Source organism: Streptomyces sp. NPDC005485, from assembly GCF_040606085.1.
Lineage (GTDB): Bacteria > Actinomycetota > Actinomycetes > Streptomycetales > Streptomycetaceae > Streptomyces.
On sequence record NZ_JBEXDZ010000050.1, the window covers coordinates 44,853 to 57,618 of the forward strand.

10 protein-coding genes are annotated in these 12,766 nt (G+C 69.9%); 3 read left to right on the forward strand and 7 right to left on the reverse strand.

Annotation, left to right across the window (positions count from 1 at the left end):
* Nucleotides 1-97 precede the first annotated feature (97 nt).
* The 4 genes from ABZS97_RS18905 to ABZS97_RS18920 form a co-directional block, all read right to left on the reverse strand.
* Nucleotides 98-511, reverse strand: a complete 414-nt coding sequence (locus ABZS97_RS18905) for an SseB family protein (RefSeq protein WP_356139221.1) — start codon at nucleotides 509-511, stop codon at nucleotides 98-100.
* 143 nt (nucleotides 512-654) lie between these two features.
* Nucleotides 655-1,896 carry an acyl-CoA dehydrogenase family protein gene (locus tag ABZS97_RS18910; protein WP_356139223.1) on the reverse strand — a complete coding sequence of 414 codons (1,242 nt, stop codon included), beginning with the start codon at nucleotides 1,894-1,896 and terminating at the stop codon, nucleotides 655-657.
* 163 nt (nucleotides 1,897-2,059) lie between these two features.
* Nucleotides 2,060-5,044 (reverse strand): carbohydrate binding domain-containing protein, encoded by a 2,985-nt coding sequence (locus tag ABZS97_RS18915; RefSeq protein WP_356139225.1) that lies wholly within the window; start codon nucleotides 5,042-5,044, stop codon nucleotides 2,060-2,062.
* A 179-nt stretch (nucleotides 5,045-5,223) separates the two neighbouring features.
* Nucleotides 5,224-6,114 (reverse strand): SDR family oxidoreductase, encoded by an 891-nt coding sequence (locus ABZS97_RS18920; protein WP_356139227.1) that lies wholly within the window; start codon nucleotides 6,112-6,114, stop codon nucleotides 5,224-5,226.
* Between the two features lie 267 nt (nucleotides 6,115-6,381).
* Here ABZS97_RS18920 and ABZS97_RS18925 point away from each other — a divergent pair, with 267 nt between their 5' ends.
* Entirely contained in the window at nucleotides 6,382-7,422 is a 1,041-nt protein-coding gene (locus ABZS97_RS18925) for a protein kinase family protein (protein WP_356139229.1), read from the forward strand.
* A gap of 82 nt (nucleotides 7,423-7,504) precedes the next feature.
* Nucleotides 7,505-7,870: a DUF6479 family protein gene (locus tag ABZS97_RS18930; RefSeq protein WP_356139231.1), complete on the forward strand. Its 366-nt coding sequence runs from the start codon at nucleotides 7,505-7,507 to the stop codon at nucleotides 7,868-7,870.
* Between the two features lie 152 nt (nucleotides 7,871-8,022).
* Here ABZS97_RS18930 and ABZS97_RS18935 read toward each other — a convergent pair whose 3' ends face one another.
* Nucleotides 8,023-8,274 carry a WhiB family transcriptional regulator gene (locus ABZS97_RS18935; RefSeq protein WP_356139233.1) on the reverse strand — a complete coding sequence of 84 codons (252 nt, stop codon included), beginning with the start codon at nucleotides 8,272-8,274 and terminating at the stop codon, nucleotides 8,023-8,025.
* A gap of 336 nt (nucleotides 8,275-8,610) precedes the next feature.
* Here ABZS97_RS18935 and ABZS97_RS18940 point away from each other — a divergent pair, with 336 nt between their 5' ends.
* Nucleotides 8,611-9,996, forward strand: a complete 1,386-nt coding sequence (locus tag ABZS97_RS18940; protein WP_356139235.1) for an MFS transporter — start codon at nucleotides 8,611-8,613, stop codon at nucleotides 9,994-9,996.
* 54 nt (nucleotides 9,997-10,050) lie between these two features.
* Here ABZS97_RS18940 and ABZS97_RS18945 read toward each other — a convergent pair whose 3' ends face one another.
* Both ABZS97_RS18945 and ABZS97_RS18950 read right to left on the reverse strand, forming a co-directional pair.
* Nucleotides 10,051-11,976 (reverse strand): GAF domain-containing protein, encoded by a 1,926-nt coding sequence (locus ABZS97_RS18945; protein WP_356139237.1) that lies wholly within the window; start codon nucleotides 11,974-11,976, stop codon nucleotides 10,051-10,053.
* A 77-nt stretch (nucleotides 11,977-12,053) separates the two neighbouring features.
* Entirely contained in the window at nucleotides 12,054-12,764 is a 711-nt protein-coding gene (locus ABZS97_RS18950) for a 3-hydroxybutyrate dehydrogenase (protein ID WP_356139239.1), read from the reverse strand.
* Nucleotides 12,765-12,766 lie beyond the last annotated feature (2 nt).

Genomic DNA, 12,766 nt, shown 5'->3' on the forward strand with positions numbered 1-12,766 from the left:
TCGGAGGGCCTCGAATACGCGGCGGCACGGCCCGTGGGCGAGCACTGCCGGGGGGTGTCCTTTCAAGCCCCGCAGGAGCCGCTGACCGGTGCCGGGTTCACAGCTGGGGGCGGGCCAACAGGGTGCGTACGCCCTCCGAGTTGAGCGTCAGGCCGTGCGCGGAGCCGGCGTCGATGGTGAGCGAGAGGTCACCGGACGGCCATTGGGAGGCCAGCGCGCCCAGCGGCACCAGCCGGTAGCGCGAGACGAAGGGCAGCAGCCCGGCCATCTCCACTTCCGACGTGAACACCGGCACGACCTGCTCACCGCTGTCCTGCTCCAGCACGGGCAGCGCGACGGCCGACGGGTCGGTGGCGTCCGCGTCGCCCGCGTCGTCGGGCACCGGAATGAGCACCTCGCTGTCCGCGAGCGTGTTCAACGCCTCCGTGTCCTGTGTGTGGACCGCGAGGGTGTCCAGCGCCTCCTGCGCGGGCGTCGCGGGTGCGGTGTGGTTGTTCGAGGACGTATCCATGGCAGATCCCGGGGGTAGTACGGACGGGCCGCCCAGGACACGATCATCACGATCCGCCCCGGGCACACCCTCGTCGCGTACCCGGGCGCACCGTGGGCATGCCTGCGGTCTTCGCGACGGGGCTCGACCAGCGGGCCCCTCGCTCAGGGCAGCAGCGGAATGTGGTCCGAAGGCAGGCCGAGGCGGTCACAGCCGACGCGTCGGTGCAGTGGCTCGGCCATGGTGGGGCCGATATGGGACCAGTACGTGGCCGCGTCACGGAAGTAGCGCTGCATCCGCTCGCCGTCTCGCGCGTGACGGGAGCCCGCCGTGCGGAAGAGGATGCCCTGCAGCACGTCCCAGGCCATGCGTCCGGCGGTGAGGAAGACGAGCGCCAGCCGGTTGTCCTCGGCGGCGGTGAAGGGGGCCTCGCCCGAGACGTTGCGACGGCAGGTCTCCATCCACTCCTCGGCGGTGTGCTGGAGAGCCGCCTCGGCCGCGTGGATGGCGCCCAGCGCCTCACCCAGGTGCCGCTGGTAGTCGTGCAGTTCGGACCGGGTGCGGGTCGGGTCGGCGATCAGCGGGCGTGCGGCGACGATCCTCGCGTACTCGTCGGCGGCCGCGTGGGCGATGCCGGTCATGATGGCGGCCAGTTCCCCGTGGAAGAAGCTGGCCGCGCGACCGGCGTACATGGGGTTGCCGTGCAGCCGGGACCCGGCGGTGCCGCCCTCGACGGGCAGGTCGAGCAGGCTCACCTCGCGGGTCAGGTGGGTGGGGATACGGGCCCGGTCCAGGCGGATGCTGTTCGAGCCGCTGCCGCGCAGGCCGAGGACGCCCTGCCAGTCGTCGAGCACCGTCCAGACGGCGCGGGGCGCGACGAACAGCACGAACGGTCCCGGCGGGTCGCCCTCCTTCTCGGGGGCGCGCAGCGTCTGGCCGACGTAGTGCGTGGAGTACGGGGAGCCGGAGGCGTACGGCCAGGTGCCGTCGAGCATCACATGGTGGTCGCCGTCGGGCTGTGCGACACCGATGGGGGTGGCGGTGGACGCGGCCCGGAACTCGCCGTCGCCGCCGAAGATCTCGTCCTGCGCCCGCTCGTCGAAGACCGTGGTGACCTGCAGGACATGAGCGGCGGCGAGCGAGAGGGCCCAGCCCGTGGAGGGGCAGCCGCGAGCGATTTCGGTCACCACGCGGTAGAACGTCGGCAGGCCGAACTCGTAGCCGCCGTACCGGCGTGGCTGCAGTATCCGGTAGAAGCCGGAGCGCAGGAAGTCGTCGTGCGTCTGTTGCGGATAGCGCGTCAACCGCTCGGTCTCCGGCTGGCGTTCCAGCAGTGCGGGGCGAAGCGCCACGGCCCGCTCGACGATGTCACGTTCGGTCAGACCGGGTTCGGGAGCCGCGATCACAGTGCCTGCCTCCTGACGGGCGGGCCGTCCGCCGATGGCCCGATACGAGCGATTGAACATGGCAGCGGGCGGGCGTGTACCGACTCGAAAGCGCCAATCAGGTCAGGCCCTCGGGCCCGGGAGCGCGAACACGCTCCCGGGCCCGGGGGCCTCTCGCCGCGCCCTACTTCAGGTACGGTCCGGCGGTCCCGATCCTGCCGGGACCGTTCAGCACGTACACCCGCAGGTTGCCCTTGCCCGGTGCCGCCACGGACAGCGTGCCGTTGGAGACGGTCTTCGCATCACCGGTGACGGCGTCCGTGTAGGTGCCGTTCGGGATGCCGGTGTACGTCGCGTCGCCGGTGACCGTGACGAGTGCGAAGCTGTCCGTACTCCCGCTGGTGTAGCGGCGCTTGAAGGCTATCGAACCGCTGACGCCGTCGGTGGAGTACTGGCCCATTTGCAGGGCCGGGATCGCCCTGCGGATACGGTTCAGCCGCTGGAGGTGCTTGACCAGGGGCTGGGCCAGCGTCGTGGCGACCTCTCCGCTCGCCGAGTCCACCGTCCCGAAGTCGGAGGCCGTGACGGACCCGGCGAGGTGATCGCCGTAGTAGGCACGCCCGGTGGACGCCAGCGGGCAGGTCGGGCCGCAGTCGATCTGCTTGCCCTTCTGGAACTCGATCTCCGAGCCGTAGTAGAGCGTGGGGATACCGCGGAAGGTCCACATCAGCGCCATGTTCTCGGCCCAGGCGTCGGTGCCTCCGCTGTAGCGGGTGCTGGACTTGTTCGGGCCGTAGTCGTGGCTGTCGACGTAGACGACGTTGTACGTGGCGTCGTTGACGGAGTCGTCGGAGTCCTTGCCGTTGCTGTAGGCGTTCTGCGCGTCGCCGAAGTTCATGTGCATGCGCATGTCGATGATGTTCATGCCGGAGAACTGGCTGTGGTCCGGTGTGTGGTAGCTGTTCCCACTGAGGAAGGCGTTCGTCGACGTCGGCTGGTTTCCGGTGCCGAGTTGCTCCTCGTAGTTGTACTGCTCGATGGCCGCTGTCGCGTCGTCCGCGCTGTACTCCTTGCGCTCCTTCCAGGTGAAGAACTGCGCCGAGTGGTTGACCGAGCCGCGGTTCCACTTGTCGTTGACGAACGCGCCGACCTCGCCGAAGACGAAGAAGTTCTTGGCGGCGTCCGTGCCGAACTTCTGGGTGACGCGGTCGTAAATGGCGGGCAGGAAGCGGCGGTTCCAGGTGACGCGCGGAATGTGCACGGCGGTGTCGATGCGGAAGCCGTCGACGCCCATGTCGATGTACTTGTCGTAGGCGCCGATGAGGTAGTTCTGCACGGGTGTCGATTCCGTGTTGAAGTCGGCCAGGTCCTCGTGCAGCCAGCAGGACCGCGAGTCCTCACCCTCCCAGTTCCCGATCCAGCACTGGTGGTAGTACGTCTTCGGGAACATGCCCGACGTGGGGCTGGGCCACTGACAGTTGTAGAGCGTGTAACCCTCGGCGCTCTTGGCACCGGTCGGCTTGCCCCAGTTGACACAGGTGTTGCCGGACGGTTCGGCCGTGGACCACAGGTCGCCGTTGTAGTACGACTTCCCGGACTTGGGCTCGACGGTCAGGCCGTCGTACTCGAAGCCCTCGTTCTTCTCGTCGTAGTACCAGCTCCACTGGGAATCGCGCACGCCGTACACGGTAGGCGTGAACAGGCCCTTGGCGCCCCAGCGGGAACTGTGGTTGTAGACCACGTCCTGGTAGATCTTCATCCCCTTGGCGTGGGCCGCGTTGATCAGGTCCTGGTAGGAGGCGCCGGCGGACTCCAGGCGCGGGTCGACCTTGTAGAAGTCGTAGCCGTGGTACCCGTGGTAGTCGTAGTCCGAGCGGTTGAGGACGACCGGGGTGATCCAGACGGCCGAGAAGCCGAGCCCCTTGATGTAGTCGAGCTTGTTCACCAGGCCCTTGAAGTCCCCGCGGAACATGGGGTCGTTGTTCGCCGCGTTGCCCGACTTCACGTCCTGGCTGCCGCCGCGGTTGTTGGAACGGTCACCGTCGTAGAAGCGGGCGGTGAGCACGAAGTAGATCGGGTCCTTGCGCGGGTCGGTACCCAGCGGCGTGCCGGACGTCGGCGCGGGTGCCTTCTCGCCGGTCGTGGCGGTCGCCGCGGCCGATGCGGGCGAGGTGTTCCCGGCAGCGTCGACGGCCTTCACGGTGTACGTGTAAGCGGTCTTCTCCTCAAGTCCCGTGTCGGAGTACACCGTTGAGCCGATATCGGTGACGACCGTGCCCCGGGTGCCGCCGGTGCGGGTGACCTGGTACTTGGTGACGCCCGTGTCGTCACTTGCCGCATCCCAGCTCACCACGACCGACGTGTTGGTGGCGCTCGCGGTGACGTGGGCGGGCGCGGTCGGAGCCTGCGTGTCCGGCTCCTCGGCGGCGCAGGGGTCGGTGGCGTCCTTGGTGAGCGTCCGGTCCTTCACGGTCGTGGTGCCGGTCGGGATGCTGTAGTCGGCGCTGTTGTTGTTGTCCCACACGCCGTTGCCGTTGTTGAAGGCGGCTTTCAGCGAGGTCGCCGTACCGATGTCGAGGGTCTTCTTCCACCAGCCGGTGCAGGCCGCCTCCATGCCGACGCCGGGCGCGGTCGTCCAGGACCCGCCGGCGGGCGCGTAGTGGATGTTGGCGGTGGTCCAGCCGGAGGTCGTGGTCGAGTAGTAGACCGTGGCCTGGTTGCCGCTGCCCGTTCCGCTGTCGGCGCACGGGTCGCTGTGGGCGATCACGCCGTCCTTGACGGTGATGGTGCCGGTGCCCAGGGCGTAGTTGCTGCCGCCGTTGTTGTCCCAGGTGCCGCTGCCGTTGTTGAAGGTGGCCTGCAGTCCGGCGGCCGAGCCGAGGTCGACCGTCTTCTTCACCCAGTCCGTGCAGGCCGATTCCATCCGCGTACCGGGCACGGTGGTCCAGGAACCGCCGTCCGGCGCGTAATGCAGGTACGTGGCAGGCCAGTTCTTGGTCTTCGTGTAGTAGAAGACGGTCGCCGTGTTGGAGGTCGCGGCCGTCGTCTCCATCGGTTCCATCGGTGCGGAACCCTTGGTCACAGGCGCCGCGACCAGTCCGAGCAGTCCGGCTGCAGCCACGAACACCACCAGCGGGCGTCTTGGCAGGCGTGGTGGCGTGCGTCTCATGGCAACTCCGATACGGGCCGCAGGAAAGGGACTTGACACCCAAGATCTGCAAGAAGAACCGGTAACTTCCTGAAAACTCTTGCGGCGCGGAAGCTACAGGGACATGACAGCCACGTAAAGGGGGTGCGCACGGTCGTCACGAGCGGGGTCCGGACGGCTTGTCGGCAAACGGGCGGCTCCTACGGCAGTGGCGTGCCGCCGGTCGCGTTGAGGATCTCCGCCGTGACGAAGCTCGCCTCCTGGGAGGCCAAGTAGACGTAGGCCGGGGCGAGTTCGGCGGGCTGCGCGGGGCGGCCGAGAGGGGCCTGCTTGCCGAACTCGACGGTGTCGGGCATCGTCGCCGGGATCAGGGGTGTCCACACCGGCCCGGGCGCCACCGCGTTGACGCGGATGCCGCGCTCGACGAGCATCTGCGCCAGCCCCTGGGTGAAGGTCACGATCGCGCCCTTCGTCGTGGCGTAGTCCAGCAGATGCGGACTGGGCTTGTACGCCTGCACCGACGTGGAGTTGATGACGCTGCCGCCCTCCGGGATGTGCGGCAGCGCGAACTTCGTCAGCCAGAACATCCCGTACACGTTGGTGCGCATGACCCTGTCGAACTGCTCTGTTGAGATCGCTTCTATCCCGTCCGGCTGCGACATCTGGTACGCCGCGTTGTTCACCAGGACGTCGATGCGCCCGAACTCCGCGACCGCACGCTCGATCAGCTCGCGGCAGTTGTCCTCCTCGCGTATGTCGCAGGGGACGGCGACCGCCTTGCGGCCCGCGTCCTCGACCAGCCGGGAGGTCTCCCGCGCGTCGTCCGCCTCCTCCTTGAGGTAGGTGAACAGCACGTCGGCCCCTTCACGGGCGAAGGCCAGCGCCACCGCGCGCCCGATACCGGAGTCGCCGCCGGTCACCACGGTCTTGCGGCCCTCCAGACGGCCACTGCCGCGGTAGGACTCCTCGCCGTGATCGGGGGGCGGGTCCATGGGCCCGGTCCAGCCCGGGTGCGGCTGCTCCTGCTCGGGAAAGTCGGGCTGGGGGTGCTGTGTCGTCGGGTTCTGTTGAGTGTGCTGGGAATCGGTCACGTCGGCCTCCTGGGCGCGAAACGGCACGGGACGGTTGATCGAGTTCCCCTCTCACGGCACCCGAAAAGCGGACCGCTCGCCGGCGCCCCACCCAGCCGGCGGGCACCACGCGAGGGTGCCGACAGCGGACGTCTCTCCCTCGGCGGGCACCGTGCGCGTCGCCCCGACGCCGGTCATGCGGTGCCTCGCCGGGACGACCCGACGGATAGGGTCGAGCGCGTTCGCGAGATCACCGAAGTCCTGGTTCAGGCCGCCGAGGAGCCGTCGATGCATCCCCCAGACCCACGGCATGTCGCGCGTCTCGCCGCCCATGGAACGGTAGCCGCGCACTTGTCCCTGCTGAGCGACCGCCGGCTCGGCGAGGTCGTCGCCGCGGCCGTGCCTCTCGGGTCGGGCATCGGGGGCCGGTCGGCCGAGCTGGACATCGACGGGACGCGCGTCTTCGTCAAGCAAGTGCCCCTGACGGACCTGGAGTTGCAGCCGGAGAACGTGCGGTCGACGGCGAATCTCTTCGGTCTGCCGATGTTCTATCAGTACGGGGTGGGGTCGGCGGGGTTCGGCGCTTGGCGTGAACTGGCCGTGCACACCATGACCACCCACTGGGTCCTCGGGAACGCCTACGCGGGCTTTCCGCTGATGTACCACTGGCGCATCCTGCCCGCCGCCCCTCCGGAAGGCTTCGCCGACGCGTTCGGGGGCATCGAAGGCGCGGTCGCTCACTGGGAGGGTTCCCAGGCCGTACGCGAACGACTGGAGGCCATCGGCCGCTCGTCAGCCTGCCTGGTGCTCTTCCTGGAACACGTGCCGCAGACGCTGGCCGCATGGCTGGATGACCGTCGGGGGGCCGTGCCGCAGGACGGAGGCAGCTCGGCCTACCCGTGGGTGGAGGAGTCCCTGGTGCGCGCAACCGCCTTCATGAGCGCACACGGGCTCGTCCATTTCGACGCCCACTTCCACAACATCCTGACCGATGGCCGACTGCTCTACTTCGCCGACTTCGGACTCGCCCTCAGCTCCCGCTTCGAACTCTCAGGGGGCGAGGCCGAGTTCCTCTCGAACCATCTCGTCTACGACCGCTCGCTCACCGCGACCCATCTGCTCCGCTACCACGTGCTCGACGACGTACGCGGCGATGCGGACCCCGAGGTCTTCCTGCGTGAGTGGATCGCCGGCCGCCGGCCCGAGAGGGTCCGCCCCGAGATCGCCGCGATCATCGATCGGCACGCCCGGACCGCCGTCGCCTTCAACGACTTCGCCCGCCGCCTGCTCACCGAGAGTAAACGGACCCCGTTTCCGTCGCGGTTCTGAGCCCGGAACAGAGAAGAGACCGGAGGATCGACCGCGGATTCCCTACGGGGGTGGACAGCGCGTCCCCGGGTACTCGCCTCGGATGACTGCACTGAGCACGGAAATCGCCGCATCTCTTGGCTTCCTCGGGATCGCTCCGCTCATAGCCGGCGTGATCGTCGTCGCGGGTCTGATCTGGGCGGTCAGGCTCGGGATCCGGGTCCGGCGCCGGGAGCCGGCCCCGCCCCGCCCGGAGGAGCAGCCTCGCCTCCCCGAGGACGGCCCGGTATCGGAGATCCGGGAGTACCGGGAGCCCGACGAGGTGCCCCGCAGCGGCGACCGCCTGACACCGCACCGCCTGAAGGCCCACGGCAACATCAGTTCCCGGCCGAGCCCCTCGAAGAAGCGGCCCCGGTGGGACGAGGGCAACAACGGTTCCTTCGGCAGCGGAGGCCCGGGACCCACCTGAGCCCGAGCCGGCGGAATGCGTGACGTGAACGTCGTACGGCGCACAGCGGCACGCACGCACGCACGCACGCACGCACGCACGCACCAGGAAGTACAGGGCCTCGCCCTCCCGTTGGGGTGAGGGCGGGGCCCTGCCGGGACGGGCGGTCGGCGTCAGCGCCCGCCCCGCCCGGTGTCGAGGGCGTATCGCCGCATCGCGGAGCGCTCCTCCTCGCAGGTTCCGCCCCACACCCCGAAGGCCTGTCCACTCGTGAGGGCCCAGTCCAGGCACTCACCGACCACCGGGCAGCGGGCGCAGATCTGCTTCGCCTCCCGCTCGTCCCGCAGCGCGGGCCCCGTGGTTCCGACCGGGAAGAACAGCTCGGGATCCATCTCCGCGCAAGCCGCCCTTCGCAACCACTCCATGACCGTCTCCCCTGCAGGCCGCTCCTGGTTCACCGCGTCCAGCGGGACCGCCACGTGCGGGTGCCCGCAGAACCAGGACAGAAACGGAGGGAGGCCCCGCGTCGTCGCGATCAGTGGCGGGAAGTGCACAGTCGGAGGCCACGGAGTCCGACGCAGAGCACAGCTGAGCGGACCACCGGGTGCGGCGCGTGGCGGCGGCCCGGGACGCGAGCATGGGGGCCGACCGCACACACCACCGCCGAACTATGTAGTCCCAACACATGTGCGCCCGACCTGCGTGTTCCTAGCGTGTGCCGACACATACACGTCCCCACCGAACACCTGGAAGTGGTGCACATGGCCTCCGCAGCAGCCGCTCCCCCGACGTCCGTGAACCTGAAGCGCATAGTCGCCGCCAGCCTCATCGGCACCACCATCGAGTGGTACGACTTCTTCCTGTACGGCTCGGCCGCGGCACTCGTCTTCAACAAACTGTTCTTCCCGGACTCCGACCCGCTGGTCGGCACGCTGCTGTCGTTCCTGACGTACGCGGTGGGCTTCGCCGCACGGCCGCTGGGCGCGCTCGTCTTCGGGCACTACGGCGACCGGCTCGGCCGCAAGAAGCTGCTGGTCCTGAGCCTGCTGATGATGGGAGGGGCGACGTTCGCGATCGGTCTGCTGCCCACCCACGCGACCGTCGGCGCGGCCGCGCCCGTGCTGCTCACCGCGCTGCGACTGGTGCAGGGCTTCGCGCTCGGCGGCGAGTGGGGCGGCGCCGTACTGCTGGTCTCCGAGCACGGGGACGCCAGGCGGCGCGGGTTCTGGGCATCGTGGCCGCAGACCGGGGCGCCCGCCGGACAGTTGCTCGCGACCGGCGTTCTGTCGCTGCTCACCGCCACTCTGTCCGACGCGTCCTTCACGTCCTGGGGCTGGCGCATCCCGTTCCTGCTCTCGGGCCTGCTCGTGATCGTCGGCTTGTGGATACGTCTCTCTGTCGATGAATCGCCCGTTTTCAAGCAGGCGTTGGCGCAGGCCGAGGCCCGGAAGGCCACGCAGGGCGCCGAGGCGGAGAAGTTGCCCGTGGTGTCCGTGCTGCGCAACCACTGGCGGGACATCCTGATCGCGATGGGCGCCCGCATGGCCGAGAACATCAGCTACTACGTGATCACCGCGTTCATTCTGGTCTACGCCACCACGTCGGCCGGGGTCTCCAAGCAGACGGCGCTCAACGCGGTGCTCATCGCGTCCGCCGTGCACTTCGCGGTCATTCCGGCCTGGGGCGCCCTCTCGGACCGGGTCGGGCGTCGGCCGGTGTATCTGTTGGGCGCGGCGGGAGTCGGCCTGTGGATGTTCCCGTTCTTCTCGCTCATCGACACCGGCGGCTTCGGGAACCTGGTCCTCGCCGTGACCGTGGGTCTGGTGCTGCACGGCGCGATGTACGCCCCTCAGGCCGCCTTCTTCTCCGAGATGTTCGCCACGCGGATGCGCTACTCCGGTGCCTCCATCGGCGCCCAGTTCGCCTCGGTCGCGGCGGGCGCCCCGGCTCCGCTCATCGCCACCGCGCTGCTCGCCGACTACGACAGCTCGACGCCGATCGCCCTGTACGTGATCGCGGCGGTCGTGGTGACGCTCATCGCGGTGGGAGTCGCCAAGGAAACCCGCCACCGCGACCTGGCCGAGGTGGACAGCACCACCGACGCGCGGCCGGTGGCGGCCCCGACGGCGGACGCGCACACCGCCTGACCGGCGCCCCACGGCTCTCCCCCGCTGATCCCCGTACGCTCCGGCGTACGGGGATCAGTGCCGGCCCGCGGACGACAACCGGTGCAACCGCAGCGCGAGTTGGATCTCCAGCGCGCGGGCCGGGCTCTGCCAGTCCTCGCCGAGCAGGCGGCCCACCCGCTCCAGACGCTGGGCGACGGTGTTCACATGCACGTGCAGGTCGTCCTTGGTCCGTGCGGGGCTCATGCCGGACCTGAAGTAGGCGTCGACCGTGCGCAGCAGGTCGGTACCGCGCCGTTCGTCGTAGGCGACCACCTGTCCGATGGTGCGCTCGACGAACCCGGAGATGTCCCGGTCCCCGGCGAGCAGCAGCCCCAGGAACCCGAAGTCCTCGGCGGCGGCGCCATCGCCGGCGCGACCGAGCAGACGCAGCGCTTCCAGGCAGCGCTGTCCCTCCGCATACGCGGCGGCCACGACGTCCGGGCGGGCGGCGAGGTCGCCGACGGGTGCGGAGGCTCCGACGGTGACCGCTTCGTGGACCGCGGTGCCCAGTTGTCGTGCGGTACGGCGGGCCAGATCCGTGGCGGTGTCGTCGCGGACCAGGGGCAGCAGCAGGACGGTGCCGCCGTCGCGGGCCGCGGCCAGTCCGTGCCGGGTCGCGGCGAGATGGGAGGCGGCGGACCACAGCCGCCGGCGCGCCGCGGCTTCCTGGTCGGCGTCGCAGGCCGCACCCTCCAGGCGGGCGGCCAGCACCACGTGCGTGGCGTCGAGGTCGGCGTCCAGCCGGGCCGCCCGTTCCCGCAGCAGGCGCGGGTCACGGTCGCGCGCGTCCAGCAGGTCGTCCAGCAACTCCCCGCGCACCCGTTGTTCGGCCTCGGCGGCCGAGCGTCGGGCGAGCAGGAGCAGCGAGGTGACCATCGCGGCGCGTTCCAGTGTGCGTTGGTCGACGGGATCGAGCCCCGGATGGCCGCGCAGCACGAGCGCACCGAGCAGTTCGCCTCCGGCGGACACTGCGGCCACCCAGTCGTCCCGGTGGCGCACGGCGTGGCCTTCGGCACGGGACGCCTCCAGAGCGGTGCCTGGGGCGTCGGTCGTCTCGGTGAACCGCACCGTGCCGTCGAGGCTTTCGGAGACGGCCGCGGCGACGTCGTGGACGCCACCGCCGCGCAGCACGAGCTCGGCGAGCCGGTCGTGGACGTCCGACGCGCGTTCGATCACGGCGCTGCGGTCCCGGATGATCTCGTTGGCACCGGCCAGGCGGTCGAGGGCGGAGCGGGTCTCCGCCAGCCAGTTCGCGGTGTCGATGGCCGCCGCGGCCAGGGCGGCGAACGAGCCGAGGAGTGCGATCTCCTCCCGCTCGAAGACCCGCGCACGGCGGTCCGCGGCGAACAGCACCCCGATGACGTGGTGGCCGATCATGAGCGGGACGCCGAGGATCGCCACCAGGCCCTCGTCGTGCACGCCCGCGTCGATCGTCCGGGTGTGCTGGAAGCGGTCGTCCTTGAAGTAGTCGTCGGTGACGTAGGGGCGGGCGGTCTGGGCGACGAGTCCGCCGAGGCCCTCCCCCATGCCCAGCCGCAGTTGCTGGAAGCGTGCCGCGACCGACCCCTCGGTGACCCGCATGTAGGTGTCACCCCGGTCGGCGTCGTTCAGGCTGAGGTAGGCGATGTCCGTGCTCAGCAGCGACCGGGCCCGCTGCACGATCGCCTTGAGTACGGCGTCCAGGTCGCGCAGGCCCGCCAGGTCGTGGGCGGTCTCGAAGAGGGCGGACAGCTCGGCCTCGCGGCGCCTGCGGCCCTCTATCTCCGAGCGCACGCGCAGCGCGAGCTCCTTGGCGTGTTCGAGCGCGGCGATGCGCTGGGGCGGCTGCTCCTTGAGGCGGGCGAGCAGCACGGGCTGCTCGTACGCCTCGGCGGACGCGCCCCTGGCCAGGAGCTCCAGGAACGGCGCCTCGGCGCTGCGGCTGGAGCGCTCGGCGGGCTGCACTTGATCGCGGGACATGCTCACAGGATTACCTGTCGTCGGGCCGGCACCGCCAGCCCTGTGGACAACTTCGGTGTCGAGGGTTCACCGGGTGCTCAGTGCGCCGTCCAGCCACCGTCGAGCACGAGCGAGGTGCCGGTGATGAACGATGCCTGTGGACCGCACAGGTAGGCGACCGCCTCGGCGACCTCGTCCGGTTCGATGAGCCGCTTGACCGCGCTGTCCTGCAGCAGTACCTCGGACAGGACCCGCTCCCGGGGGATGTCGTGGGCGTGGGCCTGGTCGGCGAGCTGCCGCTCGACCAGCGGGGTGCGCACATAGGCGGGGTTCACACAGTTCGAGGTGACTCCATGGGGAGCGCCTTCCAGGGCAGCGGTCTTCGACAGCCCTTCAAGACCATGTTTCGCGGCCACATAGGCCGACTTGAAAGCCGAGGCGCGCAGCCCATGCACCGAGGAGACGTTGACGATGCGGCCCCATCCCTGGCCGTACATGTGGGGCAGGGCCCCGCGGATGAGCCGGAACGGCGCCTCCAGCATCACGGTCAGCACGGTGTGGAAGACCTCGGGCGGGAACTCCTCCAGAGGGCGCACCAGTTGCAGTCCGGCGTTGTTCACGAGCACGTCGGTCCCCGCGGCGGCGAGTTCCGCGGCGTCGAGGTCGGTGAGGTCGAGGACCTTGGGCTCGACGGTGCCCGCGAGGCCCTGGGCCTGCTCGGCGAGTCGCTCCAGGCCGTCGGCGTCCCGGTCCACCGCTCTCACCTTGGCCCCGGCGGCGGCGAGCCGCAGCGCGCAGGCGCGGCCGATGC

Bases quoted from the DNA above. Each gene is read 5' to 3' on its own strand.
- ABZS97_RS18945 (WP_356139237.1), bottom strand. From the start codon at position 11,976: ATGTCCCGCGATCAAGTGCAGCCCGCCGAGCGCTCCAGCCGCAGCGCC.
- ABZS97_RS18935 (WP_356139233.1), bottom strand. From the start codon at position 8,274: ATGGAGTGGTTGCGAAGGGCGGCTTGCGCGGAGATGGATCCCGAGCTG.
- ABZS97_RS18915 (WP_356139225.1), bottom strand. From the start codon at position 5,044: ATGAGACGCACGCCACCACGCCTGCCAAGACGCCCGCTGGTGGTGTTC.
- ABZS97_RS18905 (WP_356139221.1), bottom strand. From the start codon at position 511: ATGGATACGTCCTCGAACAACCACACCGCACCCGCGACGCCCGCGCAG.
- ABZS97_RS18940 (WP_356139235.1), top strand. From the start codon at position 8,611: ATGGCCTCCGCAGCAGCCGCTCCCCCGACGTCCGTGAACCTGAAGCGC.
- ABZS97_RS18925 (WP_356139229.1), top strand. From the start codon at position 6,382: ATGCATCCCCCAGACCCACGGCATGTCGCGCGTCTCGCCGCCCATGGA.
- ABZS97_RS18930 (WP_356139231.1), top strand. From the start codon at position 7,505: ATGACTGCACTGAGCACGGAAATCGCCGCATCTCTTGGCTTCCTCGGG.